This is a genomic window from Tepidiphilus sp. HLB4 (genome assembly GCF_054823945.1).
Genome location: NZ_JSYB01000019.1, coordinates 21,027 through 44,506, shown reverse-complemented (window position 1 = coordinate 44,506; position 23,480 = coordinate 21,027). Strand labels below are relative to the sequence as shown.

The 23,480-nt window shown below is 66.9% G+C and carries 22 protein-coding genes; 2 read left to right on the top strand and 20 right to left on the bottom strand.

Going from position 1 to position 23,480, the window contains the following annotated elements; genetic code table 11:
* Position 1 precedes the first annotated feature (1 nt).
* The 20 genes from purF to fdxA form a co-directional block, all read right to left on the bottom strand.
* Positions 2-1,537, bottom strand: a complete 1,536-nt coding sequence (purF, locus tag OA56_RS05130; RefSeq protein WP_141054186.1) for an amidophosphoribosyltransferase — start codon at positions 1,535-1,537, stop codon at positions 2-4.
* On the bottom strand, positions 1,538-2,044 hold the full coding sequence (locus OA56_RS05125; RefSeq protein WP_055422664.1) for a CvpA family protein: 507 nt from the start codon (positions 2,042-2,044) through the stop codon (positions 1,538-1,540).
* The gene (locus OA56_RS05120; RefSeq protein ID WP_461583837.1) at positions 2,041-2,799 is read right to left on the bottom strand and encodes an SPOR domain-containing protein; all 759 of its coding nucleotides are present in this window, start codon (positions 2,797-2,799) and stop codon (positions 2,041-2,043) included. The genes OA56_RS05125 and OA56_RS05120 overlap by 4 nt, the downstream gene beginning before the upstream one ends.
* Positions 2,796-4,082, bottom strand: coding sequence for a bifunctional tetrahydrofolate synthase/dihydrofolate synthase (folC, locus tag OA56_RS05115; protein ID WP_461583835.1), 1,287 nt, complete (start codon positions 4,080-4,082; stop codon positions 2,796-2,798). Before folC ends, OA56_RS05120 begins: the two co-directional genes overlap by 4 nt.
* Positions 4,079-4,948 (bottom strand): acetyl-CoA carboxylase, carboxyltransferase subunit beta, encoded by an 870-nt coding sequence (gene accD, locus OA56_RS05110; protein ID WP_461583833.1) that lies wholly within the window; start codon positions 4,946-4,948, stop codon positions 4,079-4,081. Before accD ends, folC begins: the two co-directional genes overlap by 4 nt.
* Positions 4,945-5,757, bottom strand: a complete 813-nt coding sequence (trpA, locus tag OA56_RS05105; protein WP_141054198.1) for a tryptophan synthase subunit alpha — start codon at positions 5,755-5,757, stop codon at positions 4,945-4,947. The genes accD and trpA overlap by 4 nt, the downstream gene beginning before the upstream one ends.
* A gap of 14 nt (positions 5,758-5,771) precedes the next feature.
* Positions 5,772-6,968 carry a tryptophan synthase subunit beta gene (trpB, locus tag OA56_RS05100; RefSeq protein WP_461583830.1) on the bottom strand — a complete coding sequence of 399 codons (1,197 nt, stop codon included), beginning with the start codon at positions 6,966-6,968 and terminating at the stop codon, positions 5,772-5,774.
* Positions 6,968-7,633 (bottom strand): phosphoribosylanthranilate isomerase, encoded by a 666-nt coding sequence (locus tag OA56_RS05095; RefSeq protein ID WP_055422658.1) that lies wholly within the window; start codon positions 7,631-7,633, stop codon positions 6,968-6,970. The genes trpB and OA56_RS05095 overlap by 1 nt, the downstream gene beginning before the upstream one ends.
* Complete coding sequence (gene truA, locus OA56_RS05090) at positions 7,617-8,429, bottom strand: tRNA pseudouridine(38-40) synthase TruA (protein ID WP_461583828.1); 813 nt, start codon at positions 8,427-8,429, stop codon at positions 7,617-7,619. Before truA ends, OA56_RS05095 begins: the two co-directional genes overlap by 17 nt.
* A gap of 32 nt (positions 8,430-8,461) precedes the next feature.
* Entirely contained in the window at positions 8,462-10,960 is a 2,499-nt protein-coding gene (locus OA56_RS05085) for a FimV/HubP family polar landmark protein (RefSeq protein ID WP_082438324.1), read from the bottom strand.
* A 42-nt stretch (positions 10,961-11,002) separates the two neighbouring features.
* On the bottom strand, positions 11,003-12,136 hold the full coding sequence (gene asd / locus OA56_RS05080) for an aspartate-semialdehyde dehydrogenase (protein ID WP_461583895.1): 1,134 nt from the start codon (positions 12,134-12,136) through the stop codon (positions 11,003-11,005).
* 35 nt (positions 12,137-12,171) lie between these two features.
* On the bottom strand, positions 12,172-13,230 hold the full coding sequence (gene leuB / locus OA56_RS05075) for a 3-isopropylmalate dehydrogenase (RefSeq protein WP_461583825.1): 1,059 nt from the start codon (positions 13,228-13,230) through the stop codon (positions 12,172-12,174).
* Entirely contained in the window at positions 13,227-13,880 is a 654-nt protein-coding gene (leuD, locus tag OA56_RS05070; protein WP_141054212.1) for a 3-isopropylmalate dehydratase small subunit, read from the bottom strand. The genes leuB and leuD overlap by 4 nt, the downstream gene beginning before the upstream one ends.
* A gap of 20 nt (positions 13,881-13,900) precedes the next feature.
* Positions 13,901-15,322: a 3-isopropylmalate dehydratase large subunit gene (leuC, locus tag OA56_RS05065; protein WP_461583823.1), complete on the bottom strand. Its 1,422-nt coding sequence runs from the start codon at positions 15,320-15,322 to the stop codon at positions 13,901-13,903.
* Between the two features lie 108 nt (positions 15,323-15,430).
* On the bottom strand, positions 15,431-16,561 hold the full coding sequence (gene aroC, locus OA56_RS05060) for a chorismate synthase (RefSeq protein WP_055422653.1): 1,131 nt from the start codon (positions 16,559-16,561) through the stop codon (positions 15,431-15,433).
* Between the two features lie 62 nt (positions 16,562-16,623).
* Positions 16,624-16,938 (bottom strand): acetolactate synthase small subunit, encoded by a 315-nt coding sequence (gene ilvN / locus OA56_RS05055; RefSeq protein WP_055422652.1) that lies wholly within the window; start codon positions 16,936-16,938, stop codon positions 16,624-16,626.
* Positions 16,939-16,950: 12 nt separating this feature from the next.
* Entirely contained in the window at positions 16,951-18,618 is a 1,668-nt protein-coding gene (gene ilvB / locus OA56_RS05050; RefSeq protein WP_461583820.1) for an acetolactate synthase large subunit, read from the bottom strand.
* Between the two features lie 246 nt (positions 18,619-18,864).
* Entirely contained in the window at positions 18,865-20,541 is a 1,677-nt protein-coding gene (locus OA56_RS05045) for an AMP-binding protein (RefSeq protein WP_141054218.1), read from the bottom strand.
* Between the two features lie 111 nt (positions 20,542-20,652).
* On the bottom strand, positions 20,653-21,105 hold the full coding sequence (locus tag OA56_RS05040; RefSeq protein WP_141054221.1) for a CBS domain-containing protein: 453 nt from the start codon (positions 21,103-21,105) through the stop codon (positions 20,653-20,655).
* 18 nt (positions 21,106-21,123) lie between these two features.
* Positions 21,124-21,447, bottom strand: a complete 324-nt coding sequence (fdxA, locus tag OA56_RS05035; RefSeq protein ID WP_028874820.1) for a ferredoxin FdxA — start codon at positions 21,445-21,447, stop codon at positions 21,124-21,126.
* 212 nt (positions 21,448-21,659) lie between these two features.
* On the opposite strand from fdxA, the gene trxA reads away from it, so the two are divergent.
* A complete protein-coding gene (gene trxA / locus OA56_RS05030; RefSeq protein WP_055422648.1) occupies positions 21,660-21,986 on the top strand; it encodes a thioredoxin TrxA in 327 nt (108 codons plus the stop codon).
* Positions 21,987-22,130: 144 nt separating this feature from the next.
* Positions 22,131-23,390, top strand: coding sequence for a transcription termination factor Rho (gene rho, locus OA56_RS05025; RefSeq protein WP_055422647.1), 1,260 nt, complete (start codon positions 22,131-22,133; stop codon positions 23,388-23,390).
* The last annotated feature ends 90 nt before the right edge of the window (positions 23,391-23,480 follow it).

The window sequence follows — 23,480 nt, the reverse complement described above, 5'->3', positions numbered from 1 at the left end:
TTCATGCATCTTGGTCGAGCGGGAGGTTGAGGTCGAGCTGCGCCGCGCCGGCGCCTTCCTCCCCTTCCCGTGAAGCGACCGAATCCTCGCCGCGCCGTTCGATCCGTTCAAGGTATTCGGGCGTGACGTCGCCCGTGATGTAGCAGCCGTCGAAGCAAGAGGACTCGAAGCGCTGGATCGACGGGTTGACGCTCTGGATGGCGCGCTTGAGATCTTCGAGTTCCTGATAGAGCAAGCCGTCGGCGCCGATCTGGCGGCGCACTTCCTCCTCGTCGCAATAGGCGGCGATGAGCTCGCGGCGGCTTGGCATGTCGATGCCATAGACGTTGGCATAGCGCACGGGCGGGGCGGCCGAGGCGAGGAAGACTTCCACGGCACCGGCGTCGCGCGCCATCTGGATGATCTCGCGGCTGGTGGTGCCACGCACGATGGAGTCGTCGACGAGCAACACGCGCTTGCCGCGGAATTCCTGATGTACGGCGTTGAGTTTCTTGCGCACGGAATTCTTGCGCACCGTCTGCCCCGGCATGATGAAGGTGCGGCCGATGTAGCGGTTCTTCACGAAGCCTTCGCGGTAGGGTAGCCCCAAGCGGGTGGCCATCTCCAGCGCCGCCGGTCGGCTGGAATCGGGAATCGGGATCACCACGTCGATGCGTGCGTGCGGATAACGGGTGCGGAAGCGCTCGGCGAGGTATTCGCCCATTTTCACCCGCGCCTCATAGACCGACACCCCGTCGATCACGGAATCGGGCCGCGCCAGATAGACGAATTCGAAGAGACAGGGGGCGAGCACCGGCTCGTCGGCGCACTGGCGCGCCCGCATGGTGCCGTCGATGCCAAAGAGGATCGCCTCGCCCGGGGCGACGTCGCGCACGAGACGGAACCCCAGGGTGTCGAGCGCGACCGATTCGGAGGCGACCAGCCACTCCGTTCCAGAGGACGTGTCGTTGCGGCCGAAGACGAGCGGACGGATGCCGTAGGGATCGCGGAAGGCGAGCAGGCCGTAACCGGCGATCATCACCACCACCGCGTAGGCGCCGCGGCAGCGCCGATGCACGCCCCGCACCGCCGCGAACACCGCCTCGTCGTCCGGCCGCGCCCCTTTGGAGGCGGCCGCGAGCTCGTGGGCGAAGACGTTGAGCAGAATCTCGGAGTCGGAATTGGTGTTGATGTGGCGCAGGTCGGTTTCGAAGATCTCGCGCTTGAGCGCCTCGCCGTTGGTGAGGTTGCCGTTGTGCGCGAGCAGCAGCCCGAAGGGCGAATTGACGTAGAAAGGTTGCGCCTCGGCCGGATTGCAGGCATCCCCCGCCGTGGGATAGCGCACGTGACCGATGCCCCAGTTGCCCACGAGGCTGCGCATGTTGCGCGTGCGAAAGACGTCACGCACCAGACCCGGCCCTTTGTGCATGTAGAAGCGGTCGTCACTGCCGGTGGCGATACCCGCGGCGTCCTGGCCACGGTGCTGCAATACCATCAGGCCGTCGTAGAGGAGCTGATTGACCGGCTGATGGGCGACCACCCCGATGATTCCGCACATTCAAACGATCTCCCTAGGCAAAGGCAATTTCTCGATCAAACCTCGCGGCAGCCAAGGCTCCAGGCGCTGCAAGGCCACGACGATCCACGGCACCGTGCGCGCCTGTCGCCACCAAGGGGATTCCTGGGCACCGACCGCCAGCAGCACCGCCGCACACAACAACACCACGGCCGCTCCGCGCAGCACACCGAAGATGGCACCGAGCAGACGGTCCACGCCCCCCAGCCCGATGGCGTGCAGGACCTCACGCAAAGCGTAGCGTACCAACGCCGCCAGCATGAAGACGGCAAGAAAGATCGTCGCAAACCCGAAGATGCGCTGCAGCAAGGGATCGGCGAACCAACCTGCATAGAACGCCCGGCCGATCGGCCAGCCGAACGCCCACCCCAGACCGATCGCCAGCACCCAGGCCGCCAGCGAGAGCAGCTCGGCGACGATGCCGCGCCAGGCGCCCACGAGGAGCGAAATGCCGATCACCGTGAATACCGCGTAATCGAACTCATTCATGGTGAAGCGACATGCACGACGCGCGGGCTCAGGCGCTGCTGCTCGGCGATCGCCTTGGCTGACTGCGCCTTGGCTTCACTCACGAAAGGACCAATGCGCACGCGGTACCACCCGTCGGCGCCTCCTTCGACGAAGGCATCGAGCCCGGCGCCGCGCAGCTGCCCGGCCACCTGTTTCGCCTTGGCCTCGTCGCGGAAGGCACCCGCCTGCACCACCCAGTAGCCCGGCAGCTTCTGTCCCGGTTTCAGCGCCCCTTCCAGGGCCGCGAGCGCGCGCGCCTTCTCCTGCAGGGCATCGGGTTTGACGGTAGGCGCCGGTTTGGGTTCGGGCACCGGTTTGGGGGATTCCGGCGGCGCGGCGGGTTTGGCCGCCGCCACGTTCGCTTCCGGTCGCGGCGGGAGAGACGCCACCGGTTTCGATTGCGGCGGCTCTGGTTTGGCAGCAGGTTCTTGCCAGGCCGGAGGGGATGAGGGAGGAACCGGTACGGGCGCTTCGGCGAGTTCGGCTTCCGGGGGCGGTGTTCCTTCGGGGCCGGCCGTCTGGGTCGGGTCGGGAACGGCTGCGGGCGGCGGCACGGTCGCCGGCACCTGATCGCGCGCGGGGATCCGCACCTCGACCGGGGCTTTCTGCCCCTTGGGCTTTTTCTCCATCACCAAGGGTAGGGTGATGAGCGCCGCGAGCAGCAGGACGATCGCGCCGACGAAACGCCGCCGTATCTTGCGCAACCGCTCGAGAGTGTCTTCCTGGGTCGTCACCGTGCTTCCGTGTCCTGGACGTGCAGCGCACGCAGCGCCTCGGCCACCGTGAGGAAAGAGCCGAACACGACGATTCTATCATCGTCCTTGGCCTGCGCCCTGGCCGCAGCAAGCGCCTCGGGCACCGAGGCGAACGTTTCCCCAGGCACCACGCCCGCAGACTCCAAGCGCGCGGCGAGCGCCCCGGCCGTGAGCGCGCGCGAGCCTTGCAGACCGGCGGCGAACCATGCATCGATCCGGCGGACGAGCGCGCGCGCCACCCCTTCCACGTCCTTGTCGGCGAGCATGCCGACCACCGCCAGCGTGCGCCGGTAGCCCGGCATGGCGGCGAGGTTCTCGGCGAGCACGGCCGCGGCCTGCGGATTGTGCGCAACGTCGAGGATCACGCTCGGGCGGCCCGGCAGCACCTGGAAGCGCCCCGGCAGTTCCACCGTCATCAGGCCCTCGCGCACCGCCTGCATCGCCAGCGGCAGACGATCGCGCAGGCAGGTGAGCGCCATCAGGGCCGCGGAGGCGTTCATCAGCTGATTGACTCCGCGCAGCGCCGGATAGGGCAGACCGCCGCGGTTGCCCGCCGTGCGCGACCACCAGCGCCACTGCTGGCGGTCGCCGTCGTAGCCGAAATCCACCCCGAGGCGGTAGAGCTCGGCACCGAGCGCAGCGGCCGTCTCCAGCACCGAGCGCGGTGGCACCGGATCGGCGACGATGGCCGGACGTCCGGAGCGGAAGATGCCGGCTTTTTCACGACCGATCGCCTCCCGGTCCGGCCCGAGCCAGGCCTGATGGTCGAGCGCCACGCCGGTGAGGATCGCGGCATCCGCATCGAAGACGTTGGTGGCATCGAGCCGCCCGCCCAGCCCGACCTCCAGGATGATGGCATCGAGCGGTTCGCGGCAGAAGGCCACCCAGGCCGCCAGCGTGCCGTGCTCGAAATAGGTGAGCGGCACGTCGCCCCGCACTGCCTCTACGGCTTCGAAGGCGGAAAGCAGGGCTTCGTCGCCGATCGGCTGACCGTCGAGGCGCACGCGCTCGTTGTAGCGCAGCAGATGTGGCGAGGTGTAGCAACCGACGCGGTAACCGCCGGCGCGCAGCATCGCTTCGAGCAGCACGCAGGTCGACCCTTTGCCGTTGGTTCCAGCCACGGTGATGAGCACCGCCCCAGTCGCAACCGGCAGGCGATCGAGCACCGCCCGCACCCGCTCGAGCCCCAGGGCGATCACATGGCTCGCTGCCCGCGCTTCGAGCTTCTCCAGCCAGCGATCCAGGGCGGAAGTCTGCGTCATGCCACCTCGTGCGGGCGCAGCCCCAGCAGAGAGAAGGTACGCGCGAGCCACGGCCGCAGCTGGCGCCGATCGACGATGGCATCCAGCGCCCCCTTCTCCAGCAGAAACTCGGCGCGCTGGAACCCTTCCGGCAGAGTCTGGCGCACCGTCTGCTCGATGACGCGCGGCCCGGCAAAACCGATGAGCGCTCCCGGTTCGGCCACGACCACGTCCCCCATGAAGGCGAAACTGGCCGACACCCCGCCCATGGTCGGATCGGTGAGCACCGAGACGAAGGGCAGCCGTGCCTGGGCGAGCTGCGTGAGCGCGGCATTCGTCTTGGCCATCTGCATGAGCGAGAGCACCCCTTCCTGCATGCGCGCGCCGCCGCTTGCGGCGATGCACACGAAGCCGCAGCGATGCTCGATGGCGTGGCGCACCCCGCGCACGAAACGCTCGCCCACGACCGAGCCCATGGAGCCGCCCATGAACTCGAACTCGAAGCAGGCCGCCACCACCGGCAGGTTCTCTAGGTGCCCGGCGAGCACGATGAGCGCCTCGCTCTCGCCCGTGGCCTTGGCCGCTTCCTTGAGCCGGTCGGTGTAGCGTTTGCTGTCCTTGAATTTCAGCGCATCCACCGGACGTACTTCGGCACCGATCTCCACTCGCCCTTCGGGGTCGAGCAGCGCCTCGAGCCGGGCACGGGCGCGGATACGGTGGTGATGGCCGCATTTGGGGCAGACGCGCAGTTCGCGATCGAGGTCGGCAGCGTAGAGCACCTCGTCGCAGGCTTCGCACTTGGTCCACAGCCCCTCGGGGACGCTGTGGCGCGCGCCGCTCACTTCACGCCGGATGCGCGGCGGCAGGATCTTGTCGAGCCAGCTCATGGCGCCACTCCTTCATCGAGCGCCCGGCGGATCGGGCGCAGGAATTCCTCCGCCCGCCGGCACGCCTCGTCGGCATGTGCAGCGCCTTCGATCGCTTCGAGCAAGCGGCTGCCGATGACGACCGCGTCGGCCGCCGCGCCGATCTCGGCGGCGGTGTGCGCATCCCGGATGCCGAAGCCCACCGCGATGGGAAGCCCCGTGCGCTCGCGCAAGGCGGGAATGCGCGCGAGCACCTCGGCCACGTCGAGGGAACCGGCCCCCGTCACGCCGGTGAGCGAGACGTAATAGACGTAGCCGCCGCCGAGCCGTGCCACCTCGTCGGCCCGCTCTGGTTTGGAAGTGGGCGCGAGCAGAAAGATGGGGTGCAGCCCCGCTTCGTGCAGCCGCGCGGCGAAGGATTCCGCCTCCTGCGGCGGATAATCGACGGTGAGCACGCCGTCGACGCCGGCGTCGCGCGCCGCCTCCACGAAGCGCTCCTCGCCCATCGCCTCGATCGGATTGGCGTAGCCCATCAGCACTACGGGCGTGTCGGCATCCATGCGGCGAAAGTCGCGCACCAAGTCGAGCACTTGCGCAAGCGTCATACCCTGCGCCAAGGCCCGTTCGCTCGCACCCTGGATGGTGGGGCCGTCGGCCATGGGGTCGGAGAAAGGGATCCCCAGTTCGATCAGGTCGGCGCCGGCGCGCACCAACGCCGGCAAGAGCGCCTGCGTTGTTTCGACCGAGGGAAAACCCGCCGTCACGAAAGGGATGAGCGCCTTGCGCCCCTGCTCGCGCAGGCGGGCGAAGGTGCAATCGATGCGGTTCATGGGACGCTCCTCGTTCACCAGCGAATGCCCGAGCGTTCGGCCACGGTGTGCATGTCCTTGTCGCCGCGCCCCGAGAGATTGACGAGCAGCACCGTCTCGCGCGGCAGGCTCGGCGCGAGCTTGGCCGCATAGGCGAGCGCGTGCGAGGATTCGAGCGCGGGGATGATGCCCTCGTAACGGCACAACGCGTGGAAGGCCGCCAGCGCCTCGTCGTCGGTCACGGCCACGTACTCAGCGCGCCCCAGATCCTTGAGGAGCGCATGCTCCGGCCCCACGCCGGGATAGTCCAGACCGGCGGAGATGGAATGCGTCTCGCGGATCTGGCCGTGCTCGTCCTGCAGCAGGTAGGTGCGGTTGCCGTGCAGCACGCCGGGGCGACCGGCCACGAGCGTGGCCGCGTGCCGCCCCGTCTCGATCCCCTCGCCGGCCGCTTCCACTCCGATCAGGCGCACCGATTCATGCTGCAGATAGGGGTAGAAGATCCCGATGGCGTTGGAGCCGCCGCCGACGCAGGCGATCACGTAGTCGGGCTGACGGCCGATGAGCTCGGGCATCTGCCACAGGCACTCTTTGCCGATGACGGACTGGAAGTCGCGCACCATCTCTGGATAGGGATGCGGCCCGGCGACGGTGCCGAGAATGTAGAAGGTGTCGTGCACGTTGGTGACCCAGTCGCGCATGGCCTCGTTGAGGGCGTCCTTGAGCGTGCGCGAACCGGAGGAGACCGGCACCACTTCGGCCCCCAGCAGCTTCATGCGATAGACGTTGGCCGCCTGCCGGCGCACGTCTTCTTCGCCCATATAGACGACGCAGCGCATGCCGTAGCGCGCCGCCACCGTGGCGGTGGCTACGCCGTGCTGCCCCGCGCCGGTCTCGGCGATCACGCGCGGTTTGCCCATGCGCCGGGCGAGCAGCGCCTGGCCGATGCAGTTGTTGATCTTGTGCGCGCCGGTGTGGTTCAGGTCCTCGCGCTTGAGATAGATCTGCGCCCCACCCAACGTCTCCGACCAGCGTTTGGCGTGGTAGATGGGGCTGGGGCGGCCGACGTAGTGTTTGAGCTCATCCTCGAACTCGGCACGAAAAGACGCGTCGCGCTTGGCCTCCTCATAGGCCTGGGCGAGCGCCTCGAGCGCCGGCACGAGCGTCTCGGCCACGTAGACGCCCCCGTAGGGGCCGAAATGGCCCCGGGCATCCGGGTAGTGATAATCCATCAGCGCATTCCTCGGGTCACGGCGGCGAAGAAGGCCGCCATCTTCTGCGGGCATTTGATTCCTTTGGCCGCCTCGACGCCGCTCGAGACATCCACGGCCCAGGGTCGCACGCGCGCGATCGCCTCGGCCACCGTCTCGGGCGTGAGGCCGCCGGCGAGCACCACGGGGCACGGCAGACCGGGCGGGATCAGGTTCCAGTCGAAAGCACGGCCACTGCCGCCCCATACGGCGGAGTCGGCATCGAGCAGCAGCCCCTTCGCGTCGGGATAGCATCGCGCCAATTCTAGCAGATCGAGCCCCGGGCGCACCCGCAGCGCCTTGAGATAAGGCCGGGCGAAACGCCGGCACAACTCGGGCGGCTCGTCGCCGTGGAACTGCAGTAGATCGAGCGGCACACGCTCGAGCACCGATTCCACCTCGTCCGGGGTGGGATTGACGAAGAGCCCCACCGTGGTGACGAAGGGGGGCACTTCGGCAAGCAGGGCTTCGGCCTGCGCGATCGTCACCGCCCGGGGGCTGGGCGGATAGAAGACGAAACCGAGCGCATCGGCGCCCAGCCGGCAAGCCTCCCGCACGTCCTCGGAGCGCGTCAGACCGCAGATCTTCACGCGCACGCGGCGGGGGGGGGCAGAATTTGAATTTTGGGGGTCAGGATTTTGGGACATCCACTTCCTCGTCCAAGCCGAATTCGGGCCGGCGCACGATCCGCTCGGGCACGCCCAGCCCTGGCGGATACTCGACCCCACAGAAATAGAGCCCGGCGGCAGGAAAAGTGGGCGCGGCGAGCGCGCGCTCGCGCCGTTCGAGCACCTCGCCGACCCATTCGGGCGGGAAACGCCCCTTGCCCACGTAGACGAGCGCGCCAACGAGGTTGCGCACCATGTGATGCAAGAAGGCGTCGGCGTGGAAGTCGAAGTGCAGGAAGGGGCCGCGGCGTTCGATTTCGAGGCGATGGAGGGTCTTCACCGGCGAGCGCGCCTGGCATTGGGCCGTGCGAAAGGCCGAGAAGTCGTGCGTCCCCAAGAGCGACGTCGCGGCCTCGCGCATCGGCTCGAGCGCAAGCGGCCGCGCTTCCCAGCCCACCCGGCCGGCGAGCGCGGCCGGGCGCACCGGCGCATTGTAGAGCACGTAGCGGTAGTGGCGGGAGACGGCGCGATAGCGCGCGTGAAACGCCTCGGATACGGGCCAGGCCGCACGCACCGCCACGTCTTCGGGCAGATGGGCATTCACGCCCCGCACCCAGGCGTAAGGCGGTCGTTCGGCCTCCGCGTCGAAATGCACCACCTGGGCGAGCGCATGCACTCCGCCATCCGTGCGTCCGGCGCAATGCAGGCGCACCGGCTGCGCGGCGAGTACCGAGACCGCCGCCTCCAGCACCGCCTGCACCGTGCGCCCCTCTGCCTGCATCTGCCAGCCGAGGAACCCCTGCCCGGCGTATTCGACGAGCAATGCCCAGCGCACCGCGCCTCACCCCCGCCGGCGGGAGAGTCCCGTCAAGCTTTACTCCCCAGGATCCGGTCCATGAGCTGCTGCGCCGCAGCGCGCTGTGTCTCGTCGCCGTCGCGCAGCACTTCCTCGAGCAGTTCACGCGCTCCTTCGGTATCCCCCATCTCGAGATAGGCCTCGGCGAGTTGCAGGCGGGTGTCGTGATCGGCCGTGCCGGCTTCACCGGCGAAGCGCTCGAGGTCGATGTCCATCACCTCGGTCGGCGGACCGGCCTCGGACGACTTCTGCTCTTCAGCGCTTGCCGGAGCCACCGCGGAAGGCTCCGCTCCTTTCGGCGGTTCGGTCGGCTCCTTGCCCGGCGCCTCCGTCTCCGGCGAGATCTCGGCGAGATCGAAATCGATCTCTTCGAGCATGGACTTCAATTCCTGCGACTCCGCCATTTCGGCCGGAGAAGGAGCGGGGCGCTCTTCACGCGGCGCCGCAGCGTTCTCTTCCAGCGAAAGCTCGGGGAATTCCAGCGCCGAGGAATCCTCCCCTTTTTCCGGGGAAGGAGCCTCTGCCGCCGGAGCCCCCGAGGGCGCCTGCGGCCGAGCTTCTTCCTCGGGAGGAAGTTCGAGATCGAAATCCAGCGCATCCGGGGCCGGCGCAGGCGCCGCGGTAGCCGGCGCAGGCTTCGGTTCGGCCGCCATCTGCTCCGTCAGTTTGTCGAGATCGAAGTCGAGTTCGACGAAGTCTGCTTGGGGAACGGTCGCAGCTGGCTCGGCAGTCGCGGCCGGTTGGGCCGGCGCCTCGGCGGCCGGCGCCGTAGCCGATGCAGGCGAAATCTCGCGCTGCAGCGTCGATTCGCCCGCTTTTTCGGCCAAAGACTCCGTGGGCTCCAAGGTGTCGGTCACGACCACCGTGGCGAAACGCTCGTCCTGCGGCCAGGCCCGCTGCCCGATCGCCAGGGCCATGGTCCAGTCGGGCCCCTGCTCGCCGGTCAATTCGGACAGGGTCCGCAGATATTGATCGAATTTCGCCCGATCGCCGCGCTTGGCATAGACTTCGAGCAGCTTGAGGTAGATGGCCGCACGCCGCGGGTTCTGCTTGAGCGCGTCGAGCAGGATCTCCTCGGCCTGGGGGTCGCGGCCGTAGGCCAGATAGACCTCGGCCTCGGCCACGGGATCGACCCCTTCGTCGGCATGCAGGGCGTTGAACGCGACTTGGGTGAAATCGGTACCGAGGATGCTGGAGGTGTCGATGTTCTGCCCCGAGGTGACGGCGCGACCGGACTCGGTGACCGGACCGGAGTGCTCGATCGTGGTCACGGCGGGGGTCTCTGCCGTCACCGTCGCAGGAGCGGAGGAAATGGGAAGAGCGGCTTTTTCCTCGCGCCGGCGGCGGTAAGCAGACCAGCCAAACATCGCAAGCAGCGCGGCCGCGGCCCCTCCTACAGCAGGCAGGAGCCCATCGATCCACGACGCCTCGCTCTGTTTGGCGCTGGCTTCGGCCTGCGCCTGCAGGCGGGCCAGGGTAGCGTTTTGCGCCTCGAGCTGTTTCTGCAGACGGGCGATTTCCGTCTCGAGCTTGACGATGCGCTCGTTCGCCTCGCCGAGCGCCGCTTCCGAGGCAGAGAGGCTCTCTTGCAAAGCCGCGGTCTCGGGCAAAGGAATGGCGGGGCTTTTCGTTTCCGTGCCGGCCCCCGTCTCCGGAGCCGCACCGACCTTGAGCCGATCTTCGGCGGGCGCAGGCGATGGGGCTTCGAGCGCCTCGCGGGCGATCGCCTTGCCCTTGTCTGCCGCAGCCTCCGGCGCTGGCGCAGGCCCCGTTTCGCGGGCAGGCGCTGCCGCGGCCTGCCGCGGCTTGCTTGGCGCACGCAGCATCGAACGCGCTTCGGCCAGAGGGATGCGGCGGATCTCCTCGCTCGAAGGCACCTTGAGCGTCGCGCCGACCTTGAGCCGGTTGATGTCCCCCTCGATGAACGCATTGGGGTTGGCGCGCCACAATGCCACGAGCGTCTGCTCGGTCGTGGCACCGGATGGCGAGACTTGCCGTGCGATGGCGTAGAGCGTTTCGCCGGGCTGCACGGTCCATTGACCCGGCGTCTGCCGCGCTGCCGCCTTGGCGGGTACGGTCACATCCTTTCCGGTAGCCGGCACCGGACGTGCCGGCGCAGCCATTTCTGGCGGATCGAGCAGGATGGCGAATTCCCGCACCAGACGTCCGCCGGCCCAGTTCATGTCGAGCAGGACATCGACGAAGGGCTCCCGGATCGGCGTGCGGCTGGTGAGCACGATCTTGGCCCGGTTGCCGTCCCGGACCACTTTGGCATCGATCGCCTGGATCGTGGCGTTGTACGGCACGCCGACTTGGCGAAAATACTCGGCGGGGGCGATGCGTGCCGAGAGGGATCGCAGCTCTTCCGGAGTCGCCTTCACGGTGATCTCGGCCGTGAGCGGCTCCCCCAGGCGGGAGCGCACGATGAGCTCACCGAATCCCGCGCTCCAGGCGTTACCCCACAAAGCGCCCAGCAACAGGGCCAAAGGCACCTGCCTCGTTCGTTTCATGTTCTGCGCTCCCTCGTCGACATCGAATCCTGCAGCGGTTCCTCAGGCTTGCAGCAGGATCCGCAACATTCGGCGCAACGGCTCGGCCGCTCCCCACAGGAGTTGGTCGCCTACCGTAAACGCCCCCAGATACTCCGGCCCCATGGCGAGCTTGTGCAAACGCCCGATGGGTACCGTCAAGGTCCCCGACACGGCCGCCGGCGTGAGCTCGCGCTCGCTCGCCTCGCGCTCGTTCGGTACCACTTTCACCCACTCGTTGGCCCCGGCGATGATCGCTTCGATCTCCTCGAGCGGCACGTCGCGCTTGAGCTTGACCGTCAACCCTTGTGAATGGCAGCGCATGGCGCCGATACGCACGCACAAACCGTCGATGGGGATCGACCCTGGCGTGCGGAAGGGCGGCTTGCCGAGAATCTTGTTGCACTCGGCCCCGCCCTTCCATTCTTCCTTCGACTGACCGTGCTCGACCGGCACGTCGATCCAGGGGATGAGGCTGCCGGCAAGCGGCACGCCGCGGAAATTCTTGGTGGGAAAATCGGGCGAGCGCAGAGCAGCCGTCACCTTGCGGTCGATCTCCAGGATGGCGGAGGCTGGGTCGGCGAGATCTTTCTCCACCGCCCGATAGAGCCGCCCCATCTGCTCGAGGAGCTCGCGCATGTTCTGCGCCCCCGCGCCGGAAGCCGCCTGGTAGGTCATCGACGAGACCCACTCGACGAGCTCCTCCCGGAAGAGCCCGGCGAGCGCCATCAGCATGAGCGAGACGGTGCAGTTGCCGCCGATCCAGTCGCGCCCGCCCTTGGCGAGCGCCGCGTCGATGACCGGCCGATTGACCGGATCGAGCACGATCACCGTGTGCGGTTCCATGCGCAGGGCGCTCGCCGCGTCGATCCAATGCCCTTTCCAGCCGGCCGCGCGCAGCTTGGGATAGACCGCCTTGGTGTAGTCGCCGCCCTGGCAGGTGAGGACGATGTCCATCCGGGCGAGCGATTCCAGGTCGTAGGCGTCCTGGAGCGGCTCGGCCGGGGTCACGCCGCCGAAGCCCGGCGCGGGTTTGCCCGCGGCCGAAGTGGAAAAATAGACCGGCTCGAAGAGGGCAAAATCGTTCTCTTCTTCCATGCGCTGCATCAGCACGGAACCGACCATCCCGCGCCAGCCGACCAATCCGACTCGTTGCATTGCCATTCTCTGTTCCTCGTCTCGTTTTTCTGTCATTACAGCGCCGCGACCACCGCGTCGCCCATCTCGGCGGTGCCGACGAGCCGCGTGCCGGGCTCGAAGATGTCGCGTGTGCGCAATCCCTGCGCGAGCACCGTGCGCACGGCCCGCTCGATGCGCGCGGCCGCGTCTTCCCAGCCGAAGCTGTGGCGCAGCATCATCGCCGCCGACAGGATGGTGGCGAGCGGATTGGCCACGCCCTGGCCGGCGATGTCCGGCGCCGAGCCGTGGCAGGGCTCGTAGAGCCCCTTGCCCTGCTCGTCGAGCGAGGCCGAAGGCAGCATGCCGATGGAGCCGGTGAGCATGGCCGCCTCGTCCGAGAGGATATCGCCGAACATGTTGCCGGTGACGATCACGTCGAACTGCTTGGGTGCGCGCACGAGCTGCATGGCGGCGTTGTCGACGAGCATGTGCGTGAGCGTCACGTCGGGGTACTCCGGCGCGAGCTCGTTCATCACGTCGCGCCACAGCTGGGTGGTCTCGAGCACGTTCATCTTGTCGACCGAGCACAGCTTCTTGCCGCGGCGGCGGGCCGTTTCGAAGGCCACGCGCCCGATGCGGCGGATCTCGCTTTCGCGGTAGATCATGGTGTTGAAGCCCACGCGCTCGCCGTCGCGCACCTCGATGCCGCGCGGCTCGCCGAAATAGATGTCGCCGGTGAGCTCCCGCACGATGACGATGTCCAGCCCCGAGACGACTTCGGGCTTGAGCGCCGAGGCCGATGCGAGCTCGGGAAAGAGCACGGCCGGGCGCAGGTTGGCGAAGAGCCCCAGATCCTTGCGGATACCCAAAAGCCCCCGCTCGGGACGCTGGGCGCGCGGCAGTTCGTCCCACTTCGGCCCGCCCACGGCGCCGAGCAGCACCGCGTCGGCCCGGCGCGCCGCCGAACGCGTTTCCTCGGGATAAGGCTCGCCGGTGGCGTCGATCGCCGCACCGCCCAAGAGGGCATATTCGTACTCGAGCGGCAGCGCAAGAGCGTCGAGCACTTTCACCGCCTCGGCGACGATCTCGGGGCCGATGCCGTCGCCAGGAAGTACGCAGACTCGTTTCTTCATGCTGCGGACTCCTCGACAAAGTAATAGGGATGGCGCGCGCGATAGGCCTCTTCGAAGCGGCGGATCTCGTCGGCGTGGCGCAGCGTCAAGCCGATGTCGTCCCAGCCGTTGAGCAGACACTCCTTGCGGAAGGAGTCGATCTCGAAGGAAATCACCCTGTCCTCGGGCGTGGTGATGGACTGCGACGGCAGATCGATCGCCAGACGGTAGCCGGGCGCGGCCTCGCATTCGCCAAAGAGCCGATCGACCTCCTCGGCCGGCAGCACGATGGGCAGCAGCCCGTTCTTGAAGCAGTTGTTGTAGAAGATGTCGGCGAAGCTCGGACCGATCAGCGCCCGAAAACCGTAGTCGAGCAAAGCCCAGGGCGCATGCTCGCGCGAGCTGCCGCAACCGAAGTTCTCGCGCACGAGCAGGATCTGCGCCCCCTGGTAGCGCGGCTGGTTGAGCACGAAGTCGGGATTCTTCGGCCGCTTGCTGCAGTCCATGCCCGGCTCGCCACGGTCGAGGTAGCGCCACGCGTCGAAGAGGTAGGGGCCGAAGCCGCTGCGGTGGATGGACTTGAGGAATTGCTTGGGGATGATGGCGTCGGTGTCGACGTTGGCCCGATCGAGCGGAGCGACCAGGGCGTCGAGGCGGATGAATTTTTCCATGTCTTTGTCTCTCTCGGGTCTCAGACGGAGGCCGGCAGCAGTTCGCGCACGTCGACGAAGTGTCCGGCGATCGCGGCGGCGGCGGCCATGGCGGGGCTCACGAGGTGCGTGCGCCCACCCGCACCCTGGCGGCCTTCGAAGTTGCGGTTGGAAGTCGAGGCGCAGCGCTCGCCCGCCTCCAGACGATCGGCGTTCATCGCCAGGCACATGGAACAGCCCGGGTCACGCCATTCGAAGCCGGCTTCGATGAAGATGCGGTGCAGCCCCTCTTCCTCGGCCTGTTTCTTCACCAGACCCGAGCCGGGCACCACCAGCACGCGCTTGACGTTGGGTGCCTTCTTGCGCCCGCGCACGACGGCGGCGGCCGCGCGCAGATCCTCGATGCGGGAATTGGTGCACGAGCCGATGAAGACCTGATCGACGCGGATCTCGCCGATCGGCGTGCCCGGCTCCAGCCCCATGTAGGCGAGCGCCCGCTCGGCGGCGTCCCGCTTGACCGGATCGGCGAAAGAAGCCGGATCGGGCACGCGCCCTTCGATGTCGGTGACCATCTCGGGCGAGGTGCCCCAGGTGACCTGCGGCTTGAGGGTGGCGGCATCGAGCACCACCTCGCGGTCGAACCGGGCCTCGGGATCGGAGACGAGGGTGCGCCAGTATTCGACCGCCTGCTCCCACAGCTCGCCCTTGGGCGCGAGGGGTTTGTCGCGGAAATAGTCGAGGGTCTTGTCGTCGACCGCGACCATGCCCACGCGCGCGCCGGCCTCGATCGCCATGTTGCATACCGTCATGCGCCCTTCCATGGAGAGCGAGCGGATCGCCTCGCCGGCGAATTCGATGGCGTGCCCCGTGCCACCAGCGGTGCCGATTCTGCCGATGATGGCCAGGATCACGTCCTTGGCGTAGACGCCCGGCGGCAGGCTGCCGTCGACGCGCACGCGCATGTTCTTGGCCTTTTTCTGGATGAGGCACTGGGTGGCGAGCACGTGCTCGACTTCGGAAGTGCCGATGCCGTGGGCGAGGCAGGCAAACGCCCCGTGCGTGGAGGTGTGCGAGTCGCCGCACACCACGGTCATACCGGGGAGCGTCGCCCCGCTCTCCGGGCCGATGACGTGCACGATGCCCTGGCGCGGATCATGGAAGGGAAAATAGCGCAGCGCGCCGAAAGCGCGGATGTTCTGGTCGAGCGTGACCACCTGCTCGCGCGAAATGGGATCGCGGATCTCGGTCTCGCTAGGATCGGTAGGCACGTTGTGATCGGCCGTGGCGACGATGGAACCCGTCCGCCAGGGCTTTCGCCCCGCCAGACGCAGCCCTTCGAACGCCTGGGGACTGGTCACCTCGTGGATCAGGTGGCGATCGATGTAGATGAGGGCCGTGCCGTCGGGCTCCTGACGTACCAGATGCGCGTCCCACAATTTGTCATACAAGGTCTTGGCGTTCATCGAACGGTCTCTCCGGGTCAATCGCGCCACCCACGGCGCGTAATTATTTCACAACCTCGTCATCGGCGCCAACACCATGGCGTAGCGCATTAGCAACAGGTCATCCCTTCAAAGTGGCGAAGGAATCGAACCCGTTGCACCCGGCGACAAAGCCGGAACGGGGGAAAGCGGCGGCACCACGTCGCCGCACTGCGCCCGATGGCGCAGCGCCTGATCCATCAGCACCAGGGCGAGCATGGCCTCGGCAATCGGTGTGGCGCGAATCCCCACGCAGGGGTCGTGCCGTCCGTGGGTGGCCACCGTGGTCGGCACCCCACGCAGGTCGATCGAACGGCGCTCGAGCCGGATGCTGGAGGTGGGCTTCACCGCCAGATGCACGACGACGTCCTGCCCCGTGCTGATGCCGCCGAGAATACCGCCAGCGTGGTTCGACAGAAACCCCTGCGGCGTGAGCTCGTCGCCATGCTCGCTGCCGCGCTGGGTCACGACGGCGAACCCGTCGCCGATCTCCACGCCCTTGACGGCGTTGATGCTCATCATCGCCGCGGCGATCTCGGCATCGAGCCGCCCGAACACCGGTTCGCCCCAACCCGGGGGTACGCCGCGGGCCACCACCGTGAGCCTTGCGCCGACCGAGTCGCCCGCCTTGCGCAGCGCATCCATGAAGCGTTCGAGCTCCGGCACCAGCTCGAGATTCGGAGCGAAGAAAGGATTCTGCTCCACGTGCTCCCAGGAAACGAAGGGGATCTCGATCGGCCCCAGCTGGGCCATGAAGCCGCGGATCACCACGCCGTGGCGCTCGCGCAGCCACTTCTTGGCGATCGCCCCGGCCGCCACCCGCACCGCCGTCTCGCGCGCCGAAGAGCGCCCGCCGCCGCGCGGATCGCGCCGGCCGTATTTCATGGTGTAGGCGTAGTCGGCGTGCCCCGGACGGAACGTCTCCACGAGGTTGCCGTAATCCTTGGAGCGCTGATCGACGTTGCGGATGAGCAAGGCGATCGGCGTGCCCGTCGTCATGCCCTCATAGACGCCCGAGAGGATCTCGACGGTGTCGGGCTCGCGCCGCTGGGTGACGTGGCGCGAAGTGCCGGGCTTGCGCCGGTCGAGCTCGCGCTGGATGTCGGCCTCGGTGAGCGCCAGGCCCGGCGGGCAGCCGTCGACCACGCAGCCGATCGCCGGCCCGTGCGATTCCCCGAAGGAAGTCACCGTGAACACTGTGCCGAAGGTATTGCCCGCCATCGCTTACCCTACCGTCCGTGCGCAAAAGAACGAGTTTAGCATGCGCTCCACACGGCTTCGACTCACTGGAAGAATCGCTCCAGCTGCACGAACACCTCGTGATCGGCTCCATGGCGGCGCACTTCGAGCACGTCGACCAGGCGCTCGAGCTGGCGGACGAGCTGTTCCAGCCGCTGGTCGGCGAAGACGGTGAGCCAGATGCGGCTGCGCCGCCCGTCGGGCAAGGGCATGCACAGGATCCCCTCGACGTTGAAGGCGCGCCGCGCGAACAAGCCACAGACGTGACTCATCACGCCGGGATGGTTGTTGACCTCCAGCTCCAGCACCACTTTCTCGAAACCGCCCGTAGGCAGCGGTTCGGCCACTTGTTCGATCATCTTCCTCTCCTGTCAGCCCTCGATCATCTCGGTGTTGGCGGCGCCCGGCGGCACCATGGGATAGACGAAGCGCTCGCGCTCGATCGAGCAGTGGATGAGCGCCGGACCGGGGCGGCGCAGGATCGCCGCCAGATCGGCCTCGGGATGCTCGCTGCGATCCAGATCGAGCGCTTCCAGCCCGAAGCCCTCGGCGATCTTGACGAAGTCCGTCGGCCGGCGGTAGTTCGAGGCGATCACGCGCTTGCCATAGAAGAGATTCTGCTGCTGATAGACGAGCCCGAGCGACTGGTTGTTCATCAGCACGATCTTGACGTTGCCTCCTTCTTCGGCGAGCGTCGCCATCTCCTGGATGTTCATCTTCAGGCTGCCGTCGCCGGTGAAGCACACCACCGTGCGCTGCGGCTCGGCGAGCGCAGCGCCGATCGCCGCCGGCAGACCGAAGCCCATCGTGCCCAGCCCGCCGGAGGTGAGCCACTGCCGCGGCCGGCGCAGCGGATAGGCTTGCGCCACCCACATCTGGTGCTGGCCGACGTCGGTGACCACCACCGCCTCGTCGTCGAGCGCCTTGGCCACCGCCTGGACGAGCCCGTAGTGGCTGCGCGGATCCTCGCGCCCCTCCAGCACGAGAGGGAAGCGCGACTTCAGTCCCGCCACGTGGCTCAGCCAGCGCTTGCGCAGCTGGGCCCGCACCCGCGGCAACAGCGCCTGCAGCACCGCCTTGACGTCGCCATGGATCGCCACGTCGGGGCGACGGATCTTGCCCAGTTCCGCCCGGTCGATGTCGATGTGGATCACTTTCGCCTCGGGGCAGAACTGCGACGCCTTGCCGATGGCCCGGTCGTCGAAGCGCGCCCCGACGCAAACCAAGAGGTCCGCCTCCTGCAGGGCAAAATTGGTATGGCGCGCCCCGTGCATGCCCAGCATCCCCAGCGAGAGCGGATGATCGACCGGCATCGCACCCAGCGCCATCAGCGTCATGGTGGTAGGCATCGAGGTCTGCTCGGCCAAGGTCACCGCGAGCGGGGCCGCATCGGCATGGATCACTCCGCCGCCCAGGTAGAGCACCGGGCGCTCGGCCTCGTCGATCAAACGCGCCGCCGCCGCGATCGCCGTTTCATCCAGCGGCGGCAGCGGATCGGGCACGGCCGGCGCGGGCAGTCGCTCGAAGGTGACGAGCTGGTTCTGCACGTCCTTGGGCACGTCGACGAGCACCGGCCCGGGACGCCCCGACATGGCGATGCGAAACGCGTGTGGCATCACCTCCAGCAGCTCGGCGGCCGAGCGCACGAGGAAATTGTGCTTGGTGATCGGGATGGTCATGCCGTAGATGTCGACTTCCTGAAAGGCGTCGGTGCCGATCATGGCAAGCGGCACCTGCCCGGTGATCGCCACCAGCGGGATGGAGTCGAGCCGCGCATCGGCGATCGCCGTCACCAGGTTCGTCGCCCCGGGGCCGCTCGAAGCGAAGCACACCGCGGGTTTGCCCGTCACCCGCGCCATGCCCTGAGCCATGAAGCCGGCACCCTGCTCGTGGCGCGCGAGCACATGCCGGATCGTCTTCGACTGGCTCAAGGCGTCGTAGAGCGGCAGGATCGCCCCGCCGGGAATGCCCACGATCGTCTCTATCCCCTGCTGTTCCAACAAGCGCACGATCAATTCGGCGCCGGTCATCGTCATCATCGCCCTACTCCTCGTTGCCGGGAAAAACGAAAACCCCCTCGGGAGACTGGCTCCGGAGGGGGTCGGGTTCGAATCGGTAATACGGTTTGATCCGGCTTCAGTCCCTCCGGGGCGCACGCAGCCCTACGCCTACGCGTACGAGCAGCAGCACGGCCAGGGAAACGGGGAAACGGATCACCAAAGCACTCCGACTCGACTCACGGACAAAAGTAAAACATGAAATCCGGTCTCTGACAAGCGGTTTTTTCACCCCTGCCGCCAAGCTTCCTCGCGCAGCGCGCGGCGCAGGATCTTGCCCACCTGCGTCTTGGGCAGTTCCTCGCGGAATTCGACGTAATGCGGCACCTTGTAGGGGGTGAGCCGCTCGCGGCACCATTGCCGAATCGCTTCGGCATCGAGCGTGGGGTCACGACGCACCACGTAGGCTTTCACCGCCTCGCCGCTGCGCTCGTCGGGCACGCCCACCACCGCCACCTCCAGCACGCCCGGATGCAGCGCGATCACGTCCTCGACCTCGTTGGGATAAACGTTGAAGCCGGACACGAGGATCATGTCCTTCTTCCGATCGACGATGTAGAGGAAGCCGCGCTCGTCCATTCGCGCGACGTCGCCCGTGCGCAAGAATCCATCGGGGAAGAATACCTTGGCCGTCTCGTCCGGGCGGTTCCAGTACTCCCGCATCACCTGCGGTCCGCGCACGCACAATTCCCCCGCATCACCCGGCGGCACCTCGGCGCCGGCGTCGTCGCGCAGGCTCACCTCGGTGGACGGCAGCGGCAGGCCGATGGAATGGTTGAACGCCGGCAAATCCAGCGGGTTGATCGTCACGGCCGGCGAAGTCTCGGTCAAGCCGTAGGCTTCGAGCAGCGGCCGGCCGGTGAGCTGCTGCCACTTCTGCGCCACCGCCTGCTGCACGGCCATGCCGCCGCCCAGGGTGAGCTTGAGCGGGGAAAAATCGAGTTTGGCGAAACCGGGGTGATGCACCAAGGCGTTGAACAGGGTATTGACGCCGGTGATGGCCGTAAACGGCCACTTGGCCAATTCCCGTACGAGACCGTCGAGGTCGCGCGGATTGGTGATGAGCAGATTGTGCCCGCCCAGACGGAAGAAGACGAGGCAGTTGGCGGTGAGCGCGAAGATGTGGTAAAGCGGCAAGGCGGTGACCACCCGCTCCTGCCCCTCGCGCAGCACCGAACCCACCCAGGCCGTAGCCTGCAGCACGTTGGCGATGAGGTTGCGGTGCAGCAGCACCGCACCTTTTGCCACCCCCGTGGTCCCTCCGGTATATTGCAGGAAGGCGACGTCTTCCAGCCCTGGTTCGACGCGTGTCATGGGGCGTGCCGCCCCCCGGCGCAGGGCTTCGCTCCAGCGCCGATGCCCCGGCAGGCGCCACGGCGGCACCATCTTCTTTACCCGACGAACGACGAAGTCTACGGCCCAGGAACGCGGTGCGCCCAGCATCTCCGCCAGCGAAGTCACCACTAAGGCCCGCATCGCGCCCGCCTCGGGCACCTCGTCGAGCGTATGGGCGAAATTCTCCAGCACGACGATCGCCTCGGCTCCTGCGTCGCGCAGCTGATGCGACACCTCACGCGGCGTGTAGAGCGGATTGACATTGACCACCACGCAGCCCGCCCGCAGGATGCCGAACATCGCCACCGGATACTGCAGCACGTTGGGCAGCATCAGGGCCACCCGCGCGCCCGGCTCGAGGCCCAGTTCATGCTGCAGAAAGGAAGCGAAGGCGGCCGAGAGACGATCTATCTCACGATAGGTCAATGTCCTGCCCATGTGGGTGAACGCGGGCAGATCGGCGAAACGCGCCACGCTGCGCTCGAACAAGTCGACCAGCGAGGCATGTTCGGTCGGGTCGATTTCCGCCGGCACGCCCGGCGGATAGCTCCTGAGCCAGATTTTTTCCATGAATACTCCTCCATGTCGGACCATGCCGCGGCCCTTGCATGCCGCGGCCCCTGGCCCCCCCTCCCGGCAAACCGCCGCCTCTTACGGGCGGCTCGGCCGGACGACCATGAATCAAGTATCTTCTTCGTCGACTCCCGGCCAATTGCGGATGTAGTTCTTCAGCATCCGGTTCTCGAAATCCTTTTCCTCGAGCACCGCCTTGGCGACATCATAGAACGACACCACGCCGAGCAGCGTTCCGCCCTCCATCACGGGGAAATAGCGCTGGCGCGTCTCCACCATGCGGCGACGCAGCTCGTCGAGCTCCATGTCGGGATCGGCGACGATGGGCTGGCGCAGCATGGCCTCCTCCACCGTCAACATCCCCCAGGAGGCGCAGGCATGATGGATCGCCACCAGCACTTCGCGAAAGGTGAGCAACCCCGCCATCTTCCCCGCGTCGAACACCACGAGCGAGCCAATGTCCTGCTCCACCATCACCGCCACGGCATCGGAGAGAAAGCGGCGGGGCGTGATGGTGAAGAGCGCCGTTCCCTTGATCGCCAGGATTTCACGTACCTTCATGCTTTTGCCCCTGGCTGCTCAGCGGATGAGCTGGTCGCGCTTGTTCTTGACCTTTGCCCATTCATCGGCATCGGGCAAGGGATCCTTGCGCTCCACGATCGGCGGCCATTTCTTGGCGAGTTCGGCGTTCAGAGCGATGAAATCGCGCTGATCGGCCGGGACGTCGTCTTCGGCGTAGATGGCCTCGACGGGACATTCCGGCACGCACAAGGAGCAATCGATGCACTCATCGGGATCGATCACCAGCATGTTCGGGCCCTCGCGGAAGCAATCCACGGGACAGACGTCCACACAGTCGGTATACTTGCAACGGATGCACGCTTCGGTCACGACGTAGGTCATGAGAAATCCCCTGTTTGTGCGCGACGGCAGGGCGAACGGCTCACCCGCCTTTTGCATTTATACCACGCCTTCGTCGTTTTGCGCGGCCGCAGCCCCCTTCCCGCCTCCTTACCCCTTGACGCCGCGGCCATGATGCCCTAAGTTACGCCTTATCGCCCCGCAGCCGTTCGGCCGGGGCTTTCCTTCTCTCCCGACCACCCCCGAGACACACGATGAGTGAACACATCCATCACGTGAGCGATGCCACTTTCGAGCAGGAAGTCCTGCAGTCGAAGACGCCGGTGCTGCTCGACTTCTGGGCCGAATGGTGCGGCCCCTGCAAAATGATCGCGCCGATCCTCGACGAGATCGCCAAGGAATACGCCGGCAAGCTCAAGGTCTGCAAGCTCGACATCGACCAGAATCCCGAGACGCCCGCCAAATACGGCGTACGCGGCATCCCGACGCTGATGCTCTTCAAGAACGGCAACGTCGAGGCCACCCGCGTCGGGGCAATGGCCAAATCCCAGCTCGTCGCGTTCATCGACAGCAACCTCTGACGCCGACTGCGCGCCTGACGTGTTTTCCGGCCGGCCGTTCGTGCCGGCCTCCTTTCAGCCTCCCTCTTCCGGCTTGCTGCCACGATCATCGCGGCAAGCCGGTCTCGATCTCTTCCCATCCAGAACCTTCATCGACCGAAAACCATGCATCTGTCCGAGCTCAAGTCGTTGCACGTCAGCCAGCTCTTGGCCCTAGCCAATGAACAAAACATCGAAGGCGCCAACCGCCTGCGCAAACACGAACTCGTATTCGCGCTGCTCAAGAACCGCGCCAAGAAAGGGGAACCCATCTTCGGCGAGGGCGTGCTGGAAGTCCTGCCCGAAGGCTACGGCTTTCTCCGTTCGCCCGACACGTCCTACCTCGCCAGCCCGGACGACATCTACGTCTCACCCTCCCAGATCCGTCGCTTCAACCTGCACACGGGCGACACCATCGAGGGCGAGATCCGCATCCCCAAGGAAGGCGAACGCTACTTCGCCCTGGTGAAGCTCGACCGCATCAACGGCGAGTCGCCCGAGAAGTGCAAGCACAAGATCCTCTTCGAGAACCTCACCCCGCTGCACCCGAACGAAGCCTTCAAGCTCGAGCGCGACATCCGCAGCGAAGAGAACCTCACCGGCCGGGTCATCGACATCATCGCCCCCATCGGCAAAGGCCAGCGCGGCCTCATCGTCGCCCCGCCCAAGACGGGGAAGACCGTGATGCTGCAGCACATCGCGCATGCCATCACCTCGAACCATCCCGACGTCGTGCTCATCGTGCTCTTGATCGACGAGCGCCCCGAAGAGGTCACCGAAATGCAGCGCTCGGTACGCGGCGAGGTGGTCGCCTCCACCTTCGACGAGCCGGCCGCGCGCCACGTGCAGGTGGCCGAGATCGTCATCGAGAAGGCCAAACGCCTCACCGAGCACAAGCGCGACGTGGTGGTGCTGCTCGACTCGCTCACGCGCCTGGCGCGCGCCTACAACACCGTCGTACCCTCCTCGGGCAAGGTGCTCACCGGCGGCGTGGACGCCAACGCCCTGCAAAAGCCCAAGCGCTTCTTCGGCGCGGCGCGCAACCTCGAAGAAGGCGGCAGCCTCACCATCATCGCCACGGCGCTCATCGACACCGGCAGCCGCATGGACGACGTGATCTACGAGGAATTCAAGGGCACCGGCAACATGGAGCTGCACCTCGACCGGCGCATGGCGGAGAAGCGCGTCTATCCGGCGATCAACGTCAACCGCTCCGGCACCCGGCGCGAAGAGCTGCTGATGAAACCGGACATCCTGCAAAAGGTGTGGATCCTGCGCAAGCTCCTCTATGGCATGGACGATCTGGAAGCCACCGAATTCCTCCTCGACAAACTCAAGGCGACGAAGAACAACGCCGAGTTCTTCGACGCCATGCGCCGCGCCTAAAACAGAACGGTCGAGGCGGGAGCCGCTTCCGGCAGCCCGGCCTGCGCCAAACCCAAGCGCAAAAAACCGCGGTTTCGAACCGCGGTTTTT

What these genes read in the sequence shown, in the direction of transcription:
- purF (WP_141054186.1), bottom strand. Translation starts at nt 1,537, where the DNA reads ATGTGCGGAATCATCGGGGTGGTCGCCCATCAGCCGGTCAATCAGCTC.
- OA56_RS05125 (WP_055422664.1), bottom strand. Translation starts at nt 2,044, where the DNA reads ATGAATGAGTTCGATTACGCGGTATTCACGGTGATCGGCATTTCGCTC.
- folC (WP_461583835.1), bottom strand. Translation starts at nt 4,082, where the DNA reads ATGACGCAGACTTCCGCCCTGGATCGCTGGCTGGAGAAGCTCGAAGCG.
- accD (WP_461583833.1), bottom strand. Translation starts at nt 4,948, where the DNA reads ATGAGCTGGCTCGACAAGATCCTGCCGCCGCGCATCCGGCGTGAAGTG.
- trpA (WP_141054198.1), bottom strand. Translation starts at nt 5,757, where the DNA reads ATGAACCGCATCGATTGCACCTTCGCCCGCCTGCGCGAGCAGGGGCGC.
- trpB (WP_461583830.1), bottom strand. Translation starts at nt 6,968, where the DNA reads ATGGATTATCACTACCCGGATGCCCGGGGCCATTTCGGCCCCTACGGG.
- OA56_RS05095 (WP_055422658.1), bottom strand. Translation starts at nt 7,633, where the DNA reads ATGTCCCAAAATCCTGACCCCCAAAATTCAAATTCTGCCCCCCCCCGC.
- OA56_RS05085 (WP_082438324.1), bottom strand. Translation starts at nt 10,960, where the DNA reads ATGAAACGAACGAGGCAGGTGCCTTTGGCCCTGTTGCTGGGCGCTTTG.
- asd (WP_461583895.1), bottom strand. Translation starts at nt 12,136, where the DNA reads ATGCAACGAGTCGGATTGGTCGGCTGGCGCGGGATGGTCGGTTCCGTG.
- leuB (WP_461583825.1), bottom strand. Translation starts at nt 13,230, where the DNA reads ATGAAGAAACGAGTCTGCGTACTTCCTGGCGACGGCATCGGCCCCGAG.
- leuD (WP_141054212.1), bottom strand. Translation starts at nt 13,880, where the DNA reads ATGGAAAAATTCATCCGCCTCGACGCCCTGGTCGCTCCGCTCGATCGG.
- leuC (WP_461583823.1), bottom strand. Translation starts at nt 15,322, where the DNA reads ATGAACGCCAAGACCTTGTATGACAAATTGTGGGACGCGCATCTGGTA.
- aroC (WP_055422653.1), bottom strand. Translation starts at nt 16,561, where the DNA reads ATGGCGGGCAATACCTTCGGCACAGTGTTCACGGTGACTTCCTTCGGG.
- ilvN (WP_055422652.1), bottom strand. Translation starts at nt 16,938, where the DNA reads ATGATCGAACAAGTGGCCGAACCGCTGCCTACGGGCGGTTTCGAGAAA.
- ilvB (WP_461583820.1), bottom strand. Translation starts at nt 18,618, where the DNA reads ATGATGACGATGACCGGCGCCGAATTGATCGTGCGCTTGTTGGAACAG.
- OA56_RS05045 (WP_141054218.1), bottom strand. Translation starts at nt 20,541, where the DNA reads ATGGAAAAAATCTGGCTCAGGAGCTATCCGCCGGGCGTGCCGGCGGAA.
- OA56_RS05040 (WP_141054221.1), bottom strand. Translation starts at nt 21,105, where the DNA reads ATGAAGGTACGTGAAATCCTGGCGATCAAGGGAACGGCGCTCTTCACC.
- fdxA (WP_028874820.1), bottom strand. Translation starts at nt 21,447, where the DNA reads ATGACCTACGTCGTGACCGAAGCGTGCATCCGTTGCAAGTATACCGAC.
- trxA (WP_055422648.1), top strand. Translation starts at nt 21,660, where the DNA reads ATGAGTGAACACATCCATCACGTGAGCGATGCCACTTTCGAGCAGGAA.
- rho (WP_055422647.1), top strand. Translation starts at nt 22,131, where the DNA reads ATGCATCTGTCCGAGCTCAAGTCGTTGCACGTCAGCCAGCTCTTGGCC.